Origin of the sequence: Rhizobium sp. Leaf311 (assembly GCF_001423445.1) — a bacterium.
GTDB lineage: Bacteria > Pseudomonadota > Alphaproteobacteria > Rhizobiales > Rhizobiaceae > Agrobacterium.
The window spans coordinates 221,512-244,517 of the sequence record NZ_LMNZ01000002.1; the positions used below are offsets into that span (position 1 = coordinate 221,512).

The following is a 23,006-nucleotide window of genomic DNA, read 5'->3' on the forward strand; positions in this document are numbered from 1 at the left end:
TCAACCGCCTTGCGGCCCCTTGCTTGGGCGAGCATCCCGCGCAGCGGCAAGTCCACGCACCGCGTCCCTGTGACCGGTTGAGGCTGGCCCTTCGAACACTTGAACAGCTTCGGCATAACGTTTCAGGTTCAGATAGGCATAGCCGCGAATGACCATCAGGTCGTTACGCTCTGTTGCAAAGCGCGCGCGCTGGTCCAAAAGGATCAAAGCTTTTTCATACTGGCCGTTATTATATGCGGCCAAAGCGCGGTCCGTCAGGATCGCGATCTGAAGTTCTGTCGCCTTTGTCTTGTCCATGCCGGATTTTGTAGCGGAGACGGCTGCGTTGTCGGTCAGCCCCATCCGCAGATAGGCAAGGCTCTGTCCATAGGCCGCATCGCTTCGCACAGTGGATTGCCCGCCAGCAAGAGCAGCGCCGAACGCCTTGAGCGCCTCTGCGGGCCGGTTGGCATCCATGAGGCACCAGCCCTGTTGCAAGGCCTGTTGCGGAGGAAGCCCATCCGGATTGAAGGTCGCGCCACATCTGCTCGTCTTGCGAGAGGTTTGGTTCTGCGCCCCGACGCGACCTTGGCGGCCAACGGTCTGGCTGGAACTTTGCTGGTAAACGACATTTGTCGGCGCTGTCGTCATGGTTTGCTGTACGACCTGCACCGGGGCTGGCTGGCTGGTGGCAACACGCTGGGCGGGGTCGGGCTGAGCCATCCCGACCATTCGGATTCTTTCCGACTGCGCACCCCACTGCTGCTGAAGCCTGCGCACTTCCGCAACATTGTTGAGTTCCTGATAGGACAATGCCAGACCATAGGCCGAAGCTTCATCATCCGTCTTCCAGTTCAGCGCCGTGGAAAACCACTGGACGGCCATTTGCGGCTGCAGGAAAGCTCGCGAATACCAGCCAAATTCCTGCGCCGTGGCTGGGTCTTTCTGCGAGACTGTTTCCTCGGCAATTCGTTTAAGGACCTCCGGTTCAAGGGCCAAAGGTGGCTCGAGCGCAAGGAGATTGGCTGTTGCGGCAAGATAGGTCTTGCGGGCATCGTCGGACGACTGACGCCACTCATACATGACTTCTTCGGCCTCGCGGGGTTCACCGCGAGCGATCAGGGCGAGCGCCAGGCCTTGAGATGCAGAGGCGGAGTCCTCAGCGCTGCGGGCTTGCCGAAACCATTTCTCGGCATCCTGATTCTTTTCGCGGCGCAGATTGTACCAACCGAGCAAGAGAGCGTCGCTTGCAAGCTTGTTCGTCTCGGCCGCCCTCTCAAGACGCAGAAGATATGCGGGTGGCACCGTCACATCCTTGTTTTCGCCAGCGCCCGCCACGAACTGGCGTGCAAGGTCGTCCTTCACCGGCTCGAATTCCAGCTGTCCGTCGGCACCCGGCTTTTCCTTGGAGAGCAGGTCGTCCATCATATCGAGCGGCAGCAAAGCAGATGCTTTCTGGACCGTTGCAAGGCGTTCGCTTGCGCCGTCGCAATTGCTCAATATGTAATTATAGGCGTCGCGGGCACGCTCCGGCTTGTCCGTACGTGCAAAGGCTTCCGCGACACGCCAGAGAACATCGACCTCGCCGCAGGTCAGCAATCCAGGATTACCGGCTGCCGTTTCAACGACTGCATTATATTGCTTGAGGTCGGAAGAATTGACGAGCTTTTGCCTGGCTTCTGCAAGCGTCAGCATATCGGTGAGGTTTGCTGGCGGTTGCCAACTGGCATCGGCGGCCTGGCGGTCTGCGATGGCCTTGCGGACTTCGGAATAGCGGCCATTGGCATAAAGTTGCCACATGGTTTCCAGCTGCGGATCACCCTGCTCAGGAACAGCAATCGGATCTGCTGGTGGCGTCCACTGCGGGTAAAGGGCCTTCAGACGAGCGATTTCCGCTTCAAGCCGTGCTTTATCTCCCTGCGCGGCGAAGTAGCGCAACGCGCTTTCATCGACGGTGGCAGGCGTCGTAGGCGTGGCCGCGGCAGGAGTCTGCGGTGGCGTCTGGCGTCGTGCCTGCGCCAATATGGCGTCCTGATCCGCATTCACAGCGGGAATTGTAACGGGCGGCGCGGGGACCGGGGCCTGCGTCTGCGCAACACGCACCGGCGGCGGCATACGGTTCGCTGCAGGCAACGACGCGCCATCGTTGACCGAGAGAAGAGAGCCACCTTCACCAGGCGCTATGGACCCGGTCGTGTGGATGCGTGAAACCCTGCCCAAAAGCTCATCGCGGAACTGATAGGCCGTGACACCGAAAAGTGCCAAGAGAGCGGCTGATATGTAAAGCGGCTTTCCGATCACAAGCACTCCTGATGCGTCTGAGTCGCGAATGACAAACCCAACAGATGCAACGTAGATGGATAATAAAGTGTTGACGAAAAGCGGCGAACATCGTCGGGCAAAGGTGTTTTCTTAACCAAACACGCCAAAAGTGCTGGAATTATCCGATATCCGGGATCTGAAAGCACATCCTTCGTGGCGCCTGTGCGCAAATCGAAGGTTGCCATATTGCCCCCGTCAATCACGATACCGGTAGCCAACCTGTCCAGAAGCTTCTCATCACCCAAGCCCGCACGAACCAGATAAAGCGGGATACGGATAGAATTATATCCGAACTCCTGCGGAAATCCGTCCGCTGGCCGCGGTTTTGTCTTGACCGACACCCAATCGGCGGGAAGCTTTCTGGGGCCGAAGGAATAGGCGGCAATCTGGGCCAATCCATCCTTCGACAACGCTTCCCAAAGAGGTGACGGAGCGATCTCGTTCAAGACCGGAAAGGCTTCGAAAACAAAATAGGAAGGGTTTACGACGGGTCCGTCCGGGCGATCAGCTTCGCCAAATCCGACGGTTCCGGGCAGCAAGAGGGTTCGCCCTCCCCGCTTCACCACCGCGGTCGACACGATGGTTTGGGCCATGGTTTGCGCCGTCTGCTGGTAATCCGCTCTGCCCCACTGCTTCGATGCCAGCGCCAAGGCATAAGCGATGAGGATATCGCCATCGGTGGCATTATTGACGTCGGAAATATGTGGGTCGGTCTGCGGATCCCATTTCCATGCGGCAAGCCCGTCGTCACGAACGAGCAACTCCGTCTTGGTGAACGACCAGATCAGTTCAAAATCGGCAGGATTGTCTGCAAGGACGGCAAGCCACATGCCATATCCCTGGCCTTCGCTGTGGCTGATATTGTTATTGGCGGTGTCAACGATACGACCCGTCGGGTCCAGAAATGCAGCCTTGTAGGCAGACCAGTCAGCCTGGTTGATCGACGCTGCCCTGGCGCTGAATGCGGAGAACATCATTGCCAACATCACCAGAGATTTGAGCGCGAGGCTGAAGGTTTTTTTCATTTCCGTCGCCCCATGCCGCGCAACATCAGGAAGGTGACAAAGCCAAGCAACGTCAAAAAGCCGACGAAAACAAGGGAATAAGACAGCGTATTCGTCGAAAGCCAGTTGGCTGCAATCAGACGCCAGTTCGAGAAGCTGAAGGACCGCGTGACGATGAAGCTTGGCTGTTGCGCCGCTACCGTTTCAACCTTGTCGGCGCTGGCATCATAGGTCGCAACGCGTCCCGCAAGCGCATTCCACCGCCCTTGTTCGGCCATGGCCGCCATGCCCGTGCGCAAATCTGCCGAGGTGGGTGCGGTTGCAATCGTCCATACGCCTTCGCCGCCGGGGCTCATTCCTTGGGCCAGCATGAATGATACATTGGCAGGAGGTGTATAGACCTGCTCGGCACCGGGCAAAAACCGCAGCGTATCGGAGGTGATGTCGAAGTTCCGCTTCATCCACTCCTCGAAGGACGACACCTGCCCCTGCCACACGCCGTTGTCCACGCGCTCGCGCCACTGGTCGAAAAGCTGATCCGTCTGGGCTGGCTGCACCGCCCCGTCGCTCTCTTTCCAGGCAACCTGGCTTGCAGGTGCAAGATTGAGCTGGGTGACCAGCGCCTGCGGCATCTGCGCAAGGGTTCCGAAGAAAAGCGCGTTGCGCTCACCAACTGCCGCAGGCGTTGCGACAAGCTCAACCGTAACGGGATGCCCGCCCGCAATTGCCAGACGCCCCAGAAGTGTTGCTGCTGCAGACATCGTATCGGCATCGACACGCTCAAGCCAGACCGCAACCGGCTGCCCCCCTACGCGGTAAGGCTGGCCGACACCATTGGTCGCGGCTAGATCGGGCGCTCGGCCAATCAACGCATAATTTGGAATGTGGAGTTCAGTGGTATCGAACAGCGCGAAGCGGGGTGTCTGACTGGCAGGCGCACCGGGGAGGCAGGCGGCATCCGCCTCCGTCATCAGCACGGCCTCAATCGCAATCGTGTTTACGCCCGGCACAAAGTGGCGAAGCGTAACGTTGATCGGCAGATGGCGGAAAATGCCGCCGCCCCTGTTCGATACAGGCACGGTCGAGGCAATATTGCCGTTGACATAGACGTCGATATGGCTGCCGGGCAAAACGTCATTGGCATAGGCGGCATCCAGCAGCAACGTGGCTTCGCCGTAGGCCGCCGCATAAAAATCCGCAGGCGCACCGACCGTGAAATCCGTACGAAAGCGTCTGCCGGAGAACTCCGTGCTTTTGACCCCAAGTGCCGAAAGCGACAGACGTCGGTCCGACATGACGAGCGGCGCATCGGGCGTGTGCCACGTCTTCGTTGACAAGGTTGCCCGAGAGGCCCCAGCCGGACGCTCCACGGATGATGTCAACTGGTCGATAGCCACTTCCATGGCTTGCGGCGTAGGTCCGCTGACAATGAGTGCGGATACACCATTGACGATATTGTTCTCGAAACCCGCATAGGGACCGGCAAGTGCTTCGGGCGGAACCGCCTGTGTGGCGGCCGCAATCTCACGCGAGGTGCCAGCAATGACCGTCAGCGTTCCCGGCTGCCGCTCCGTTGGCAGGCGCGTGTCGAAGCTTATCTTCTGATTTGGCATTTGTGTCCGCAATGCCAGGGCTTGCGCGAGCTTCAGCAATGGTTGCGCAGAAATGGGGTTTGTCAGGCCGGGTGCAACAATGTTGATGGCGGTTAGACCAGACTGGTCCGCACCTGTGGCCTGAATGTCGTCTATGGTGCTGAACCGGCTTCCGACATCGGCGTTGAATTCGATATAGGTGCTGGCGGGATTGACCTCGGTCCACAGATCATAGGTAGACTGAACCGTGCAGTCCGTCCGGTGCCGCTGCTCAACCCCGAAGGAAATCAGATTAGCACCCGCTTGCAAGGCTCCCGGCGGAATGGCCATGGATGCTCGCCCCTCGGCATCCGGCGAAGAAACGCTTTTGGGCTCAAGCGGAACGTTGTTGATCGACACCTGCAGGTTTGAGCTTTCAGGCGCGACAACGATGGCATTCTGATAGCCGATGTTGAGCGAAACGGCTGATCTTGCCTGTTCCGATGTCAGATACAGCGTCCACTGCCGTTGATCCGTCTCTCCCGCAAGGCTCAGATCACGGTATGGCAGGATGTAGCGACGACGATCATCATCACTGGGCGCAGCTCGCGGCGTAACTGCACTCGATTGTGGAGGTGGTGCCGGGGCGGTAACCGCAGGCGCCGCAGGAATTGGGGCCGCAGGAACTGGTGCCGCAGGAGGAACCCGCCCGATGGGTGGCTGTACAGGTTGGGCAGGCGCAGGTGGGGCGACGACTGGCGGGCGCGCGGGCGAAGTGCTCGGCTTTTCCGGCGACATGTCGAACGGCGCGGACTGCGCAAATACCAGCGTTGAAATGGAGGCCAGAAAAGCCGTGAGAAGCAGCGGTTTCCTCATGGGCGTGCCGTTCCGACAACCGGTTTCGTTTGGCGCTGAGGTTTAAGCGACCGGAAGAAGTAAAACAGACCCCGCTGTGTCTGGTAGATGGCGATGGCCATGAAGGTCACCGTACCCTTGATCAAACCGGGGTTCTTTCTGCGCACGCGCTGAATTTCGCTCCACTGTTCGGAGTTGGCGAAGATCAGGTCGGCAATCAGGCGATGGTCCACGGCCTGTTTGGGTGAGAAGGTACTGCCGACTGACGTGAAGCCATCTTTCTTGACCGAGCGCACAATGTTGATGGACATCGTTTCAGGCACGCCCTCACTGTGCGGCTTCACGCGGATGGTCGCTGTGGTGTCCTTTGCCACGGGGCCAAGGCCGGGTTCGAAAATGTTGATGAGCATGCCATGCACGGAAACATTCTCGACCGTGGCAGGCAACCACGCGTCGCTATCGCCTATCTTCAATTCGCACCGCCGCTTGACCGTCACGCGCCGCGAGGCAGACTTCTCTCCGCGTTCTGACACCACGCCAAGGGCACAGCCTGCAAAGATGATGTTGAGCAGGTTCCACCCACCAACCACAAGCGTAACGTCTGCCTTGTAGGGCTCTGCATATATTCGATAGATCGCGAAAATCATCGCGATGATGAGCGTGCCGAAAATGACGAAAAAGGGCCGACTGATTTCCGACAGGCGCGCCTCGCTGATCGACTCATCCTTTGCCGTAACCTTGAAGGTTGGTTTGGATGGATTGAATATGACAGAGACGACGGCGGGCAGGAGATGGACCGTCTGGACATATTCATAGAGCTCGGAAATCCATGGCCACCTGAAACTGCCATAGAGAAAGTTCTGCATCATCAGGTTAACCAGCATGTAGGCAGCAGTGTAGGCAAGGAATTCTCCGCCCGATGCCACGAAAATCTGGAGATCGAAGAAGAGGTAGAACAGAGGCGCGAAAAGAAAGATCGTGCGCGGGAACGGAAACAGCCAGAACAGCGTCGATGACATGTAGCAAAGCCGCTGTGTAAAGGAGAGCCCGCGACGGAAAAGCGGCTGGCGGAAGATCAGGATCTGCATCATCCCTTGCGCCCAGCGGCTGCGCTGACCGATAAAGCTGGCGAAGGTGGCCGGCTGAAGACCGGCAATCAACGGCTTGTCGACATAGAGGCTGTGCCAGCCGCGCGAATGCAGCGCCAGCGCCGTTTCGCAATCCTCTGTAATGCTGACGCCGCTGAAGCCATCGGTTTCCTTCAACGCGCTGCGACGCAGGACCGCAGCAGAGCCGCAGAAGAACGCACCATTCCACTTGTCCAGACCACGCTGGATGATGCCGTAGAACATCTCGTTCTCGCTAGGCATCGTTTCGAATGTTCGCAGATTGCGCTCGATCGGGTCTGGATTGAGGAAGAAATGCGGGGTCTGGACCAGAAACAGCCGCTCATCCTCATCGAAATAGCCGACGGTTTCGAGCAGGAAGTCACGCGCCGGGGCGTGGTCCGCATCAAAGACGGTAACGAGTTCACCGGTGGAGTGCTCAAGTCCGTTATTGAGATTGCCCGCCTTGGCATGAACATTGCGCTCTCGGGTTAGGTAGTTGACGCCGAGGTCTGCGCATAGCTTCTTCAATTCTTCGTGGCGCTTTGTTGCAGCCTGCGCTTCTGGTACGCTCACAGCGTTCCGCTTCTGAACGGTGCCGCCGTCATCCAGCAGCCAGACGGTGAATTTGTCTGCGGGATAATCGATGTTCTTTGCTGCGGCCAGTGTGTTGGCCAAGAGGATCGCATCCTCATTGTAGGTCGGAACGAAAATATCGACCGTCGGGGTGTATCCCGGCGAACCCGGCCTGGTCTTTCTCGAGGGAAGCGGCATGGAGACGATGACGAGACTGAGCGCCAGCATGAGCACGCTGTACATCTCGGCAAGGTAGAGAAGAAACCCGGGAATGAAGTTTTCGGGCTGGTTGATGGGCGGCAGGGTGCTCGTCGTTCGCCAGTAAACATAGCGCAGAACGATGGCGGTTCCAAAGCCCAGACCGATCAGCCGCCACGCGCCTTTTCCGTTTAGCGATTTGATGGTGGCAAGCAGCGCAAGCGAGATTGCCGTGGCGATCAGATGGGTCTGCAGGCTGACCGGCAGGGTTACGATGACCAGAACGCAGACTGAGACAAGCATCCAGACAATGACGGTGATGACCTTGCTCATCTGCAAACCCTCGCTTTCAAATGAGATGGAGGCGCATCGCCCCGAAATGATTCATCGCAACGTTTCGGCCACGAGCCGCCAGACTGATCCAAAGACGTAACGCACAGAACGCTAGTTGCATCTTTGCGAACCTTCTGCCGAAGACATGCAATCCGGTGATGGAATGACCACTCGTGTCGTTTGCGCTTTTGCTCCGGACGCGGGCACGTCTGCCGGGCGCGGCAGCGTGGGCGCCGCAGCAGATGGTGCCGGAATGATGACGCGTGCCGGTGCGGGACTTACCACCGTTGCAGGCTGCTGCGGCGGAGCCTGCACCACATTCGCACGGACAGCGGGACGACGAACCGGGGCAGCGGCTTGCCCTGACGGGGTCTGGGTGCCTGGTTGCATCGGAAATTCCGTTGCGCTCACCGGATAGATCGGATTGCCGGATCTGCCCATTCCCTCGGGCGGCTTTTGTGCCGTGCCGTAGGGGTTCCAGTTCTCCGCATCGTAGCTGCCGGTGATTGTATAATTATACATGACCGCCAGCAAATCCCGGACAGTGACACCTGACTGGCACAACCTGAGCGAAACATTGATCCGGCCAAGGTTCTTGAAGCCCTGCCGCATGTCTTCCGGCGAGCGGATATACTGCCAGGCATAAATACAGCTGTCGTCCCCCGCACCTCTTCCCGAGGCGTAGGAGAATGCGCCATAGGCATTCTGCAGATACTCGGCAGAGGTGGAAACAGGCAGGCCCGGAAAGGCCGATCTTATTTCGCGCGAGATGGAAGATGCCCGCAGGCTGCCGCTGGACAGGCCATCCTTGCCGGTATCTTCTGCACGTTGCGGGCCGAACATTTCGATCTTGAAATAATTTTGTCCGGGCGTGCGGGCATCCGAGCGCAGGATGACATCTTGCTGGACGGCATTGGAGTAGGTGCGGCTGATGACGCTGATGATTTCCGGTCCACCGGGTGGCGGAAAGATCAACGCCTCCTCGGGTGCCAGCATCTTCGGCGCGCCTGAAGGCCTTATGCCACCTGGATTATTGCAACCCACGAGCACAACGCCGATACACGGAAATAGCACAAAAGCGGCGTTCTTAACCACCGCGGCACTCACCACTTTACCATGTTCGGTAAGGTCGTGTGCGCAACGAATCAAATATGACCAGACCATGGCTATGAAATACGTGACGATGCCGATTTAGCAATATCATATTTCGCTCACATATTATCGACTTCTCGGCAATCTCGACGGGAATAGATCAATCTGCCACCTGGATGGAACTTTACGAGAGAAAGACAATTGGCATTGCGACGGTGTTAATGAACCGTCTTTAGAAAGCTGAACGACAAAGGATGAACATGGCGGATCAACCAATGAGCGTAACGGGCAAACTTTCTGATGAAGTCAAGACGCTGCGCCGGTGGCTCGATGAAGATGCCTTGCCGATGTGGTGGGATGTCGGCGCTGCCAAGCCGGACGGCGGCTTCTTCGAGCGCATCGGCCAGGACGCCAAGCCTATGACGGGCGACAACAGGCGCTCCCGCGTGCAGCCAAGACAGGCATATTGCTATGCAGCAGCAGGGCAAAAAGGTTGGAACGGCGATTGGAAAAAGGCCGTCAACCACGGTCTGACATGGTTTGACAGCGTCTACCGACTGGAAAACGGCCTGTACGGCAACCTCGCCGATGCTTCAGGCAATCTAATCGATCTTAGCTTTGATTTTTATAATCAGGCTTTTGCGCTGTTTGCCACCGCGCAAACGGCGCTAGTTTTCCCAGAACGGCGCGACGAAATGCTCGCGAAGGCCCATTCGATACTTGCCATCCTGCAGCGGGATTACGCACACCCCGTCATCGGTTTCGAGGAAGCCAACCCGCCTCGCGAACCTCTCTGCTCGAACCCTCACATGCATTTCTTCGAGGCGATGCTGGCCTGGGAAAAGGTGGATCCGAAAGGGCCCTGGCATGGGCTGACCGACGATATCGCCCATCTTGCGATGAGCAAGTTCATCGATGCCCTGTCCGGCGGACTGCGCGAGTTCTTTGACCATGACTGGAACCCGATGCCGGGAGACAAGGGCCGCATCATGGAGCCGGGCCACCAGTTCGAATGGGCCTGGCTGCTGACCCGCTGGGGAGATCTGCGCAAGAACGAAGACGCGATAACCAAGGCGAAGCGACTTTTTGAGATTGGCGAAAAATACGGCATTTGCCCGCAGCGCAGGGTCGCAATCATGAGCCTCTACGACGACTTTAGCGTCCATGATGCTCTGGCGCGTCTTTGGCCGCAAACAGAGTGGTTGAAGGCGGCAGTGAGACTGGCTTCTGTGACGCACGGAGAAGCGCGGTACGCCTATCTCGGCTCGGCCGTCCGGGCGATCGGTGCGCTTCAGCCATTCCTGGACACACCCGTGCCGGGCCTCTGGTTCGACAAATGGCCCGCAGATGCGCCCATGATAGATGAGCCCGCCCCTGCCAGCACTTTTTACCACATCGTCTGCGCGATCTACGAGGCGGAAGATGTGTTGAGGGAGAGTTTGACGTAAGAGATTGGCAAGTTTTCCTGATGGACTGACGACTGCCAATGGACTCCCCAGCGAACGCCGGGGAGTCGTTTGAAAGGGTGGCAGCGTAGATGTTACCCTTCCAGCCAGCGTACCTGTTCAGCCGTCAATCTTATATGGAGTGCCGAAAGGCTGTCTTCCAATTCGCCGATCGTGCGCGGGCCGATAAGCGGAATGACCGGGAATGGCTGCGCGATGACATAGGCGAGCGCTATGTGGATCGGGCTGCGTCCAAGCTCCTTTGCGAGCTGGATCGCCCTGTCCCGCCGCTCGAAGTTGCGGTCGGAGTACCACACACGGACAAGCTCTTCATCGTCGCGCCTGTCGCGACCTGCCCTGTCAGTAAAGAAGCCACGGCCCTGGCTGGACCAGGCAAAGTTCGGGATCTGCCGCTCCTGCTGCCATGCTTTCCAGCCATCATCGGATGCAGCGACACATCCTGCCCAGATCGGGTCGAGCATTTCAGCCAGCGAGAAATTGTTGGACAGTGCTGCGGGGGCTGCCTTGCCGTTTGCCTTGGCGTAGGCTGCAGCCTCGTCCATACGCTCGCGGGTCCAGTTGGAACCGCCAAATATGCCCCTAATGCGTCCGCGTTTCACCTCGGCATCCATGGCATCCACGAACTCGCCGACAGGTACATCCGTGTTGTCCCGGTGCATGAAGTAGACATCGACATAGTCCGTTTTCAGTCGCTGCAACGACTGATCCAGCTGTTTGGAGATCATGTCCGGATAGCAAAGTGGCGAGTGCGCGCCCTTGCCGATCAGGACGATGTCCTCACGGGGAACATTGCGACTGGTATGCCAGTCTCCGAAAATGCTTTCGGTCTTGCCACCGCCATAGACATAGGCGGTATCGAACAGATTTCCGCCAGCTTCGTAAAAGGCATCCAGCGTCAGTGAAGCCGATGCAAAATTGGGAAAGAACTCAAAGCCCAACGCCACAACCGAAGCCTGCTTGGACAGCCCCGGAATGGTGCGCATCGGCACGCCGTTGCCAGCGACGACAGTTGAGCCGACGATGTTTGAAACCCGTTTGGCAGAGGTTTCAACGCCGTATTCCAGCCCGACCGAGGCACGCCACTGGTCCATAACGCGCAGGTTGCCCAGGCTGTCGGCCCAGCTCATGCCGGGATAGGAAAACTCCGACCTGCCCGCGAGAATGGCCTCACCTGCGGCATCGACTTCGAAGGCATAGAGCCATCCGTCTTCCCGCACCTCAACCGTCTGGCGGTCATCGCCCTTGATGATATCGATCTTGCCAACACCGCCTTTATGACCGGAGGCAAACCAGAAGTTTTCGACTTCGATGCGGCCCTGGGAACCGATGATGCGCAGAACATTGTCCTGCTGCGCCATGATGGAGCACGACACTTCGGCCACGATTCCATTTGGAAACTTCAGCACGGCAGATGCCCATTCATCCACGCCGGACTGCCCCAGCTGCGCAACACCAGCGACTTTTTCCGGCTCCAGAATGGGCTTATCCGCCATGGCACCCGCAATCAGGCGCGCCATGGAGACGGGATATCCGCCAACATCGAGAATGCCGCCGCCCGCGGCATCATCGGCAAACAGCCTGTGCTCCGGCTTGAAGCCTCCCATGTTGAAGCCAAAGCTCGTGCGGATGATTCTGACCTCGCCAATAACCCCGCTTTTTACCAGTTCGATGATCTTTGCCGTCTGCGGATGAAGGCGATACATATAGGCTTCACCGGCAAAGACCCCGGCCTTTTTCGCCTCGTGAAAGATAGCATCCGCATCATAGGAGGACAGCGCTATCGGCTTTTCAACCAGCACATGCTTGCCCGCGCGAACAGCCTTGATGGCCCATTCGGCGTGGCCCGTATGGGGCGTTGCGATATAGATGGCATCGATCTCGGCATCGCTTAACAGAGCGTCATAGCCGTTGACGATCCGCGCGCCCGGAAAGGCCTCGGCAAGACCTGGCTTTTCAGGGTTTCGGGTAGCAATGGCCACAAGCTTACCCGTTTTGGAGTGGGCAACGCCATCTGCGAAAGTGCGTGCGATGGTTCCCGGACCGATGATGCCCCACTGGATATGTTTAACGTCAGTCATGAAATCCTCATTTCCTTGTCTATGGATCACGTCTCAGCGCAGGCGGGCACCGGCGCTGTCGAAAAGAAAGGTTCTGGCAGCGACAATCGACACCGTCAGCTGCTGCTGATGTGTCGAATGTCTTGATTCAGGGCGCTCGATGATGAGCGGGATGTCGCCAGCCATGCGCGCATAGACGTAGCTGGTATTGCCCAGATGCTCGGCCACATCGATCTCGACGGTCAGATCGGCATCACCTGAGCCGGCATCGCCAAAATGTTCGGGCCGCACGCCAAGCGCGACTTCACTGCCAACGGCGACCGTGGAGCTAACCGGCAGGGTAATCGTCGCGCCGGCTTCGTTCGACACCTGCACGGTGACGCCTCCTGCCCCCTGCGCGATGACTTTTCCGGGAAGAAAATTCATCTTTGGGGAGCCGACGAAACCGGCGACGAAGCGGTTGGCGGGATCATCGTAAAGATCGAGCGGCGCACCGACCTGCTCGATGTTTCCAGCCCGCAGCACGACGATCTTGTCGGCCAGCGTCATGGCTTCGGTCTGATCGTGGGTGACGTAGATCATGGTCGTGCCAAGCTGCTTGTGTAGCCGCGAAATTTCTACCCGCATCTGCACACGCAATTCAGCGTCGAGATTGGAAAGCGGTTCATCGAACAGAAACACGCGCGGTTGGCGCACAATGGCGCGGCCGATCGCCACCCGCTGCCGCTGCCCGCCGGAGAGCTGTTTTGGTCGACGCTGCATCAGCTCATTGATCTGCAGGATATCGGCGGCGCGGCGAACACGCTGCTCGGTATCGGCCTTCGGATTGCCGTTCATGCGAAGCCCGAAAGACAGGTTCTCCTCGACCGTCATATGCGGATAAAGCGCGTATGACTGGAAGACCATGGCGATGCCCCGCTCTGTCGGCTCGGCATCGTTGACCACCTTGCCGCCAATGCTGATTTCGCCGCCGGATATATCTTCCAGCCCGGCAATCATGCGCAACAGGGTCGATTTACCGCAGCCGGAGGGCCCCACGAAGACAACGAACTCGCCATCAGCGATTTCCAGATTAGCGCCGTGGATGACCTCCAGCGCACCATAACGTTTGACGACATTGTTCAGTGACAGTTCCGCCATGCGGTTCCTCCCGGATTACTTGACGGCGCCGGCGGAAATGCCGGCGATGAAATGGCGCTGCAAAAGCACGAAGACGACGAGGATGGGCGCCGTCAGAAGCATGGCGCCTGCCATGATGCCGCCCCAGGACACCTTGGTCAGCCCGATCAGCGTTCCCAGCGCCACCGGAGCGGTCATCATTCCCGGCCGCGAATTGATCAGCAGCGGCCAGAGATAGTTGTTCCAGGATACAAGGAAGAGGATGATCGAGAGCGCTGCCATGGTGGGTCTTGCCAGAGGCAAGGCGATACGAAGGAAGATCTGCCACTCCTTCACGCCTTCCACGCGGGCCGCATCAAAGAGTTCACCCGGCATCATCGAGAAGGATTGACGCATGAACAGAACGCCCAACGAATTGAACAGGGGTGGCACGATGAGCGCGACCCAGGTGTTGGCAAGCTTGAATTCCCGCGCCACCATGATGAACTGCGGAATGACGACCACCGCGTAAGGCAGCGTGATCGTTCCCAGAATGATGGCGACAACGACAGTGCGCCCGGCAAATCTGTACCGCGCCAGCGCCCACCCCGCCATGGATGTCAGCATTACGGAAACAGCCGTATAGACAACCGCAACCCCGATGGAGATGGACATGGCGCGCAGAAAATCCGTGTCGGCCTGAAGATTGCGGAAATTTTCCACAAAATGAGTGGAAGGCAGGAGTACGATTTCAGGGCTGAAGATGCCGTAATCGGGCATCGTCGAGAAGACGAACATGACCCAGATAGGAAACAGCCAGATGATCGCGAGCGGTGTCAAAATCGCGTGGAGGGCAACTTTCTGCCAGAAAAGGGATCTTGATCTGGACCTCATTTCGCATCCCTCCCGAGCCACATGTTGAAGAGTGAAATGGCAACTGCGAGTGCCGCAATCGTATAGGCAATGGCCGAAGCGTAACCGAAATTGAGTGAGGTGAAGCCCTGGCGATAAAGGAAGATGCCGAGCGTCTCCGTAGCGCCCCCCGGCCCTCCGCGGTTGGTAATGAGGAAGGGTTCAGTAAACAGCTGCATGGTGCCGATAACCGAGAGCACGACGCAGAACATGATGATCGGCTTGAGCAGCGGCAGCGTTATATAGAGAAACTGCTGGCGCCTGCTGACATTGTCCAGTCGCGCCGCCTCGTAGACATCGCCAGGGATAGACTGCAGCCCGGCCAGGATGATGATGGCGTTATATCCTGCCCAGCGCCATGTGACCGCGATGATGATGAGCGCCATGGCTGCCGTGGAATTGTCGAACCACGGAACCGGCGACAACCCCACAGATGTGATCAACTTGTTGATGATGCCAAAATCGGCGCTGAACATCAGCCGGAACACGGCGGCATAGGCGACCTCGCCGACGACAACAGGCGCGAAAAAGGCGAAGCGAAAGAGCGGGCGTGCCTTTAAGAGCGGCGAATTCAAGAGAACCGCCATGACCGTTGCCAGCGCGATCATGACAGGCACCTGCACGATCAGGATGATCAGGGTGTTTTGCAAGGCATTGTAGAAAGCGGGATCGGCGACAAGACGGCCCCAGTTCATCGATGGCGCAAAACGCCATGGATTGACGCGCGTGTTCTGAAACGACAGCAGGAATGAATTGATGATCGGCCACAGCCAGAAGGTAGCGAAGATCAGCAGATAGGGGGCAAGAAACGCATATGCGATCCTGTTGCGCAACGGCATATCAACCTCGCAAAGCCAGATGAGATTTTAGCCGGACGCCTCGCGCGGAGGCGTCCGGCAACGGTCGGTCTGGGAGGCTATTGCGCAACCGGAACGCCGGTCGCGGTTTCGATTTGCTTTGCTGCATCATCAAGCGCCGTCTTGGCATCAGGGAAGCCACCGGCGAGATATTTGGTCTGCGTGGCGCGGTAGATACCTTCGGCATCGGACTGGAATGCGGTGCCACGGCTCGGAACGATTTTCGGCAGGGTCGCCAGAATATCCGACCAGACGGCCTGACCGCCCCAGAATGCCTGTGGCTGCTTGACGAAGGCGTCCTTGTCAGCTGAAAGCAATGACGGCACGAGCCCGAAGGATTTCAGCATCGTGACCTGGCCCTCGCTGGTCAGCAGGGCATAATCCACGAATTTCCACGCATCTTCCTTGTGCTGCGAGGCCGAGCTGATGGCAAGCGAGGAGCCGCCGAGATTGGCCGCGTGTGGGCCATCCGCAGTCAGGCTAGGCATGGCGTAGACGCCCCATTTGCCGGCCAGATCCGGCGAACCGGAGCGGATCGTGCCCTCATACCAGCCGCCATACATCTGCGTGGCCACCTTGCCTGCGGTATTTGCCTGGATCTTCTCGTCCCAGATGGCGGCCGTAATGATGCCTGCGTCCTTCATCTGCTTGAGCTTTTCGAGCGTTGCCACGCAATTCGGTTGATTGATGGTGATGCTCTGCCCGTCTGTCGAAAAGTAACCGCATCCCTGCTCGTTGGAGATCATGCGGAACCACTCGCTGTCTCCATTGAAGTCTGCCTGTGTCATGACCGTGCCGGGATTGGCCTCCATGACCTTCTTGCCCGCGGCGATGAAGTCATCCCAGGTCTTGATGGTCGCCGGATCAACGCCCGCCTTTTCGTAGAAGTCACGGCGGTAGAACATGGCAACCGGGCCGGAATCCCACGGCACCGCGTAAGCGACGCCATCAACCTCAAGTTCGGTCCGCTTGAACTCCGGGAAAAGCGCCTGTTTTTCGGGTGTATAGCCAAGCGCTGTGACGTCGGTGAAGCAATCCGGGAAACGGCTCCAGAACACTTCTGCCTCGAAGTTTTCCACGGTCACGATATCCGGCAAACCTTCTCCGCCAGCGGCGCAGGCTGCAATCGCCTTGTCGTAAACCTGATTGTTTCCGAGATCCTGAACATCCACCTTGATATCAGGATATTTCTTGTTGAAGCCTTCAAGTGTAGACTTCAGGGCAGATGCTGCAACGTTCCAGCTCCAGACGGTGATGGTGGTGGACTGTGCGGCAGCGGGTGCGGCAGCAAGAAGCGCAAGCGTTACGGATGCGCCGATAATTTTAAAGCTCATTGAAAACCTCCCTTTTCAATTGCCGTCCTCCAACGACACGTGCAGATTAGCGGCACGAGATGAACTGTCTCGTAGAAAGGGAACATGGATTTGGCGGAAAGTAAGATTTCGGAAAGAGCGATCTATCAGCCGGGCGCCAGCAGCATCGAAGGTGCGCCCACCAAGCTGCAATTTTTCCACGCCCATCCGCCCGTCATGCTCATGCCCCACTGGCACGCGCAGATCGAAATCAATTATGTGATGAGGGGCAGCGTTCACTATCGCATGGGCGACCATTCCTTTCGCATCGAAGCGGGGCAAATGTGCCTCTTCTGGGGTGGACAGGCCCACCAGATGGACGAATCCTCCGACGATTCCTTCTATGCGGGCGCCCATCTGCCGCTCGTTCACTTCTTCAGAATGCGATTACCGGCTGCGGTGTCCAGCAGGCTTATGGGCGGTGCAACCATGCTGACATCGGTGACCGACCCCTCGGATGATGAGAATTTTGCCCGCTGGTTCCGCTATGCGACGTCAGGCGATCCATTCAAGGCAGAAAATGCCGTCGAAGAGCTTTTGCTACGTGTGGAGAGAATGTTCCTTGAGCCATACACGGTCATTTCGCCGAGCCCTCAGGAATGCAAGACAATCGATGCAGAAAGCTCTCCTTCACTCAGTGTGGTGAGAATGTGCGACTTTATCGCCGCCAATTTTCTGGACGATATAGACGCCACAGACATAGCGCGTTCCGCCAGCCTTCACCCGAAATACGCCATGAACCTGTTTCGCAAATCGACCGGCATGACGTTGATCAAGTACCTGACGTTGTTGCGCCTCTCCCGCGCCCAGGCCATGCTGATCAACAACAACGACAATATTCTGCACGTGGCGATGGAAAGCGGTTTCGGCTCCGTCAGCGCCTTCAACAAAGCGTTCCGGCAGGTGGCGGGCATGTCCCCGTCCGACTTCAGGCGGGACATGCGTTCCGGCGGCACTGCATAAGCCGATAGCATTCAACAGACGTCGCGGACTGGACGGTAGGGCGGCTGCAATCAGGCCTTCAAAATCCTTACGAAAATTTAACTATTGCTTGAACGGGAAAGATGGCTATTTTCCGTGCTGCGCTGCAGCATACACCTCTCCTATGCAGCGCGGTCGCATTAAATGCCGGAAACTCCAATGGGCGCCGGTTCCATTCAATGTCCATTCTAGGGAGATCATAATGACAATATCTGTTTCTCAGCCTGATTCCAGCGATCATACCAACGCGCCATTTGCGGAAAAAATTGCTGCTGCTCGAAACAGCGCCGGATACACGGTCGAACAACTGGCCATTACCTGCGGCTTGACCGTGCAGGAAATCACCGACCTGGAAAATGGGGCGGACAGCAATCCATCTCACATCCAGCGAGTTGCCGCAGCGTTACAAATACCTTTCTCGACTATCGTTTGACTGTATAAAAAAGCCCTCTCCTCGAGGGCTTTTTCTCGCCTGTTATCTCCATCAAATTTACCATTGATGCGCGAGAAATTCTGGAAAAACGCTTTTGTCGTTTTCTGGCCCTTAACAAATGACGCCTCATATACCACATGCAGAATCCATCATGTTCGATAACATCGGCGTGATGCAAAGATTTCGAGATTCCAAACCTGCATTGTGAGCCCCCCATGACAGAAGCAAACCACGCTGAACTGTCGCCCTCTCGCGCATCGAGCCATTTGTGGCCCTCAAGGCCCTACGAGATATTGAACTGGCTTGTGCTGGAAACCAGCGGCCAGCGTTTCATCGACAATCTGTTTGTCGAGCTTTGCCAGCGGCTGAACAATATGGGTGTGTCGGTTGCCAGAGCAGCCTTGAATTTCATGGTGGAGAATCCGCAATTTCGCGGCGCCCGAATTCTTTGGCGCAGGGAGTTGAAGGAGGCTGAATTCACAACCTACGCATATGGGTCCGAGAATACCGTGGAGTACCGCAACAGCCCTGTGCATGACATCCATGCTGGCCTTACTGAATTGCGCTACCGGCTCGATACCCCGCCACTTCCCGGCGAATACGCGATCTACGCCGACCTTCGCGCTCAGGGATTGACGGAATATTGTGCATGGCCGCTGAACCACACCTTCGACAAACGCCATGTCGTCACGTTCTCCAGTGATCAGCCGGGTGGCTTCACCGACGACGAAATCGAAACGCTGCGAAATCTGGTTCCAGCGATCTCACTCGTCTCGGAAATTCGCCTGAAAAACCGCATCGCCCGCACTTTGCTGGAAACCTATGTCGGGCCCCATGCCAGCCAGGCAATTCTTGATGGCGCAACACGGCGCGGCAGTGGCACCACGGTCGGCGCTGCCATATTGATCTGCGATTTACGCGATTTCACGCATATTTCCGATATGTGGCCACGCGACGATGTGATCGAGTTGCTGAACGGGTATTTCGACGCCATGTCGGATCCGATCGAAAAATTCGGCGGCGAGATCCTGAAATTCATGGGCGACGGATTGCTGGCTATTTTCCCCTTGAGCGACCCTGATGCCTGCGCAAACCTTGTGGCCGCCATAGAGGAAGCACAGGTTCATCTTGACGCATTGAACCAGGCAAATATCAAACGCGGTCACGATCCCCTCGGCTATGGTATCGGCGTGCATGTGGGTGACGTGATGTACGGGAATATCGGATCGAAACGACGCCTCGACTTCACGGTCATTGGCCCAGCCGTCAACATTGCCTCACGTCTGGAAAGCCTGACCAAGGAAATCAAACGGCCGGTATTGATGTCGGATACATTCGTCGAAATGGCTGGCAACATCCGAAATTTCGAAAATGTCGGCCTGCGCACGCTCAGAGGGCTGGAAACTCCGATCAATGTCTATGCGCTCCCGTCACATCCGTGACCACTCGCAGGCGATGCAGTTCCGCTGCGGATTTCACAAACCGACATTTTGTCCTAAAAGCCAATCCAGGATGAATGGACGACAGGACTGTCTGCGATGACAGAAGAAGACCAAGGCGTAACGGCTCCCACTGCCAGAATGATGACGTGGGTGCGCAATTCCACGATCTATCGGCTTGAACGCCGGATGATGACGGAAAAGCAGCTGTTCGATGCGATTGCGCGCAAGGCAAAGCAGAAGTTTGAAGAGATCACGCCAGAGCAGATCGAAGCCCTTGCCAATGCTGCGGTTAAATTTGCCTATGACATCAAGGCGCTTGATGACGTTGCGTTTGCTGAAATCACCACTCGCTCGTCAATTCGTGGCGGCAGATCAAAACGGGCGATTGCGCAGAAACTGAGTTTGAAAGGCGTGAGCAAGGAGATCGCGGCCCAGGCCTTGACCGATACTGACGACCTTTATTCCGCCGTCATCATGGCCCGCAAACGTCGTTTCGGACCTTTTCGCCGGGAAGAGCCCGACGAGAAAAGAATGCAGAAGGAAATTTCCGCTTTCGCTCGCAATGGATATAGCTTCGACATCGCGAACCGTGTCTACCGGATGTCGCCTGAGGACGCCGAGGAAATCCTCTCGCAACCATCCCCTTGATGCTTATTGCGGTGCAGGGACCGTTTTCAGATAGGCAATCAGGTCATCAATTTCGCTGTCGCTCCACAGGCCGAAGAAACGCATGGAGGTACCGGGTACCGTCTTCTTGGGACTGTAAAGGAAAGCATGCAGCTTCTCCTCCGTCCACACCAGCCCATTTGCCCCAGCGCCCTTCATGGCATCGGAATAGCCGTAATCGGCAACTGAACCTGCAGGTCTGCCAACCACGCCCATGAGATGTGGTCCCAACCGGGTTCTGGGCTTTTCAATGCTGTGACAGGCGGAACATTTGCTGAAGGAACGCTCACCGCGTTGGGGATCGCCGTCTGCCAAGGCAGCAGATGCTGACACGACAACCAGACAGCCAGCAAGAAATCTCGTCTTCTTCAACATTACCTCACCCCTAAAAGCAAAAACGCTCCCCAGTCTTTTACGACATGAGGAGCGTTTTGTGACTGCGTCAGATCGACGTTACGATCAGCCGTTGATCGGGCTCAGTGTGACCGATGTGCCGGTTGCGGCAAGGTTAAGGCCGACCTGTCCGGTGACGCTCACTGTCTGCAGCTGGATAGAGCCGGACGTTCCGCCGACGAGAACATTGGCGCCGACGCCAAGACCAACAGTGGCTTCTGCAGTTGCACCCTGATAGAGGCCGCCGAGCGAGCCCTTATGGTAACCAGCTGTCGGTGCGAATACTGCCCATACCAGTTTGCCCTGGGTAGTGAAGCCGAGATCTACGCCCATCTTACGGATCGCACCGCTATAATGGTCGGTGCGGCGAGCGCCCATGGTGGACTGGAATGTGCAATCAAGTTCCTTTGCAGAGCCAATGACGTAGCCAACGCCTCCGCCCACTTCGCAGGTCAGATAGCCGATCTTGACGCCGTTACGGTCGTCCTGCTCTTGATATGTCGCTTCGGGATAGGTCGCGAGGTCAGCAGCGATTGCGCTTGCGGTACCACCGAGGCCCAGCGTCATTGCGGCGAAAGTAACGGCAAAAGCCTTTTTCATTTTGTTTTCTCCTGTTTTAATTCTTGACCCGCAGCAGCCCTTTTGCCCTTTTCGGATATTGAATGGCGCAGGAGTAACGTTTGTTCTTCAAAAACGATCCACGCCACGTCAACAAGGCCTGAAAAGAGGCCGGTCTGATCAAGTCAGACATTTTGGGTATGGAGCATTTAAGGCGCAGTTAGGGCGCCCAAATTCTCCCTACGGGCAAGGGTTTCGTGTCAATTCGGCACGCAGGCGCAAGCGCTTCCCTGCGTGCCAATCCGGCTCACGATTTGCTGCATCAGCTGCGTTTGTAGTCGTCCTGAAGTCGGATGATATCATCCTCGCCAAAATACGAGCCTGTCTGGATCTCGATCAGTTCGAGCGGGATCTGACCGTCATTTGCGAGACGATGCGGCTTGCCCAACGGAATATAGATCGACTCGTTTTCTGTCAGAAGGCGGCTTTCGCCATCAATCGTCACAGTCGCGGTGCCGCGCACAATGATCCAGTGTTCGGACCGGTGGTAGTGCTGCTGCAATGAAATGCGGTGACCGGGCTCTACCTTGAGGTGGCTTACTCTGTAACGCGTGCCTGAGTCGGTTTGCTCGATATGGCCCCATGGACGATATGCGCGCCTGTGTATCTCGGTCTTGCGCGCATGATCGCTGGATTTGAGAGACTCAACCAGACCCTTTACGCTTTGGACCCTGTCTTTAGGCGTCACAAGCACCGCGTCCTTGGTTGCTACCACGACGAGATCCTTGGCTCCGACAACGGTTGTCAGAATGTTGTGCGAGTGGATGAGGCAACCTTCCGAATCCACGAAAATGCCCTGCCCTTCGACTGCGTTTCCGGACTCTTCCTTGTCGGCAATCTCCCAGATTGCATCCCAGCTACCGATATCCGACCAGCGGAAATGTCCTCGTACCACCGCCATGCGCTTGGTATTCTCGATAACGGCATAATCGATCGAATTCTTCGGAGACTCTTCAAAACTTTCCTTGTGAAGTCTTACAAAACCAAGGTCGCTCTCATGCTCGTCAACCGAGCGTGTCACCGCTTCGAGAATTTCCGGCGCATACGCCTTGAGCTCGGCGATCATCACATCCGCGCGGAAGAGAAAATTGCCGGAGTTCCAAAGATAGCCTTTTTCCACGTACTGGACGGCGGTCTCCTCATCCGGTTTTTCCACGAAGGCTTCGACGACGCACAGGTCCTCGTTACCGCCGATGGGGTGGCCGGGATTGATGTAGCCATACGAGGTTCGGGGTTCTGTCGGCGTGAGACCAAAAACAACGATGTTGCCCTCTTCTGCAGCCTGCGAGCCGAGTCTCACGGCATCGGAAAACTTCTCGTTTTCAAGCACGACGTGGTCTGCAGCAAGTGCAAGTACGAGAGAGCCCGGCTGCCTGCGCTCTGCGAGCACGGCGGCAGCTGCCATCGCCGCAGCACTATCGCGTCGAGCCGGTTCCAAAACGACAGTTGCCTTGACATCGATCTCTTCCGCCTGACGGCGGGCAAAGAAGCGGAAATCCTCATTGGTGATAACGAGCGGCTCATCGTAGAGGGATTCGTCGCTCACGCGTTGCAAGGTCTGCTGGTATGTGGACAAGTCCCCGACCAGAGGCTGGAACTGTTTTGGCAGCTGGTCGCGCGAGACTGGCCAAAGTCTGGAGCCTGCGCCCCCTGCCAGAAGGACCGGAATAATCTTTCGAACTTGTCCGTTCACTG

Annotated in this window: 18 protein-coding genes; 5 read left to right on the plus strand and 13 right to left on the minus strand. The window is 57.2% G+C overall.

Going from position 1 to position 23,006, the window contains the following annotated elements; genetic code table 11:
- The 5 genes from ASF69_RS05185 to bcsN all read right to left on the minus strand — a co-directional run bounded on the left by ASF69_RS05185 (position 1) and on the right by bcsN (position 8,940).
- Positions 1-2,277, minus strand: coding sequence for a tetratricopeptide repeat protein (locus ASF69_RS05185; RefSeq protein ID WP_062586267.1), 2,277 nt, complete (start codon positions 2,275-2,277; stop codon positions 1-3).
- Entirely contained in the window at positions 2,277-3,287 is a 1,011-nt protein-coding gene (locus ASF69_RS05190) for a glycosyl hydrolase family 8 (RefSeq protein ID WP_244475409.1), read from the minus strand. Before ASF69_RS05190 ends, ASF69_RS05185 begins: the two co-directional genes overlap by 1 nt.
- Positions 3,288-3,322: 35 nt before the next feature.
- Positions 3,323-5,752 (minus strand): cellulose biosynthesis cyclic di-GMP-binding regulatory protein BcsB, encoded by a 2,430-nt coding sequence (locus tag ASF69_RS05195; RefSeq protein WP_062586031.1) that lies wholly within the window; start codon positions 5,750-5,752, stop codon positions 3,323-3,325.
- A complete protein-coding gene (gene bcsA, locus ASF69_RS05200; protein ID WP_062586033.1) occupies positions 5,749-7,944 on the minus strand; it encodes a UDP-forming cellulose synthase catalytic subunit in 2,196 nt (731 codons plus the stop codon). The genes ASF69_RS05195 and bcsA overlap by 4 nt, the downstream gene beginning before the upstream one ends.
- A gap of 111 nt (positions 7,945-8,055) precedes the next feature.
- Complete coding sequence (gene bcsN, locus ASF69_RS05205) at positions 8,056-8,940, minus strand: cellulose biosynthesis protein BcsN (RefSeq protein ID WP_062586034.1); 885 nt, start codon at positions 8,938-8,940, stop codon at positions 8,056-8,058.
- Between the two features lie 371 nt (positions 8,941-9,311).
- Here bcsN and ASF69_RS05210 point away from each other — a divergent pair, with 371 nt between their 5' ends.
- Positions 9,312-10,484 carry an AGE family epimerase/isomerase gene (locus ASF69_RS05210; protein WP_200939038.1) on the plus strand — a complete coding sequence of 391 codons (1,173 nt, stop codon included), beginning with the start codon at positions 9,312-9,314 and terminating at the stop codon, positions 10,482-10,484.
- A gap of 92 nt (positions 10,485-10,576) precedes the next feature.
- Here ASF69_RS05210 and ASF69_RS05215 read toward each other — a convergent pair whose 3' ends face one another.
- The 5 genes from ASF69_RS05215 to ASF69_RS05235 all read right to left on the minus strand — a co-directional run bounded on the left by ASF69_RS05215 (position 10,577) and on the right by ASF69_RS05235 (position 16,760).
- The gene (locus ASF69_RS05215) at positions 10,577-12,580 is read right to left on the minus strand and encodes an aldo/keto reductase (RefSeq protein WP_062586037.1); all 2,004 of its coding nucleotides are present in this window, start codon (positions 12,578-12,580) and stop codon (positions 10,577-10,579) included.
- A gap of 33 nt (positions 12,581-12,613) precedes the next feature.
- Complete coding sequence (ugpC, locus tag ASF69_RS05220; RefSeq protein WP_062586039.1) at positions 12,614-13,699, minus strand: sn-glycerol-3-phosphate ABC transporter ATP-binding protein UgpC; 1,086 nt, start codon at positions 13,697-13,699, stop codon at positions 12,614-12,616.
- Between the two features lie 15 nt (positions 13,700-13,714).
- Positions 13,715-14,551, minus strand: coding sequence for a carbohydrate ABC transporter permease (locus ASF69_RS05225; RefSeq protein ID WP_062586041.1), 837 nt, complete (start codon positions 14,549-14,551; stop codon positions 13,715-13,717).
- Positions 14,548-15,408, minus strand: a complete 861-nt coding sequence (locus tag ASF69_RS05230) for a sugar ABC transporter permease (protein WP_062586042.1) — start codon at positions 15,406-15,408, stop codon at positions 14,548-14,550. The genes ASF69_RS05225 and ASF69_RS05230 overlap by 4 nt, the downstream gene beginning before the upstream one ends.
- 77 nt (positions 15,409-15,485) lie before the next feature.
- On the minus strand, positions 15,486-16,760 hold the full coding sequence (locus tag ASF69_RS05235; RefSeq protein WP_062586045.1) for a sugar ABC transporter substrate-binding protein: 1,275 nt from the start codon (positions 16,758-16,760) through the stop codon (positions 15,486-15,488).
- 84 nt (positions 16,761-16,844) lie between these two features.
- Here ASF69_RS05235 and ASF69_RS05240 point away from each other — a divergent pair, with 84 nt between their 5' ends.
- From ASF69_RS05240 to recX, 4 genes are all read left to right on the plus strand, one after another.
- Complete coding sequence (locus ASF69_RS05240; protein WP_062586048.1) at positions 16,845-17,741, plus strand: helix-turn-helix domain-containing protein; 897 nt, start codon at positions 16,845-16,847, stop codon at positions 17,739-17,741.
- A 220-nt stretch (positions 17,742-17,961) separates the two neighbouring features.
- A complete protein-coding gene (locus ASF69_RS05245) occupies positions 17,962-18,192 on the plus strand; it encodes a helix-turn-helix domain-containing protein (RefSeq protein WP_062586050.1) in 231 nt (76 codons plus the stop codon).
- Positions 18,193-18,407: 215 nt separating this feature from the next.
- On the plus strand, positions 18,408-19,634 hold the full coding sequence (locus ASF69_RS05250; protein ID WP_062586051.1) for an adenylate/guanylate cyclase domain-containing protein: 1,227 nt from the start codon (positions 18,408-18,410) through the stop codon (positions 19,632-19,634).
- A gap of 96 nt (positions 19,635-19,730) precedes the next feature.
- On the plus strand, positions 19,731-20,282 hold the full coding sequence (gene recX, locus ASF69_RS05255) for a recombination regulator RecX (RefSeq protein WP_062586053.1): 552 nt from the start codon (positions 19,731-19,733) through the stop codon (positions 20,280-20,282).
- 3 nt (positions 20,283-20,285) lie between these two features.
- Here the strand turns inward: recX and ASF69_RS05260 are convergent, their stop codons facing one another.
- The 3 genes from ASF69_RS05260 to ASF69_RS05270 all read right to left on the minus strand — a co-directional run bounded on the left by ASF69_RS05260 (position 20,286) and on the right by ASF69_RS05270 (position 23,004).
- Positions 20,286-20,675, minus strand: a complete 390-nt coding sequence (locus ASF69_RS05260; protein ID WP_062586054.1) for a cytochrome c family protein — start codon at positions 20,673-20,675, stop codon at positions 20,286-20,288.
- A gap of 84 nt (positions 20,676-20,759) precedes the next feature.
- Positions 20,760-21,293, minus strand: coding sequence for a DUF992 domain-containing protein (locus ASF69_RS05265; protein ID WP_062586055.1), 534 nt, complete (start codon positions 21,291-21,293; stop codon positions 20,760-20,762).
- 280 nt (positions 21,294-21,573) lie between these two features.
- The gene (locus ASF69_RS05270; protein ID WP_062586056.1) at positions 21,574-23,004 is read right to left on the minus strand and encodes a mannose-1-phosphate guanylyltransferase/mannose-6-phosphate isomerase; all 1,431 of its coding nucleotides are present in this window, start codon (positions 23,002-23,004) and stop codon (positions 21,574-21,576) included.
- Positions 23,005-23,006 lie beyond the last annotated feature (2 nt).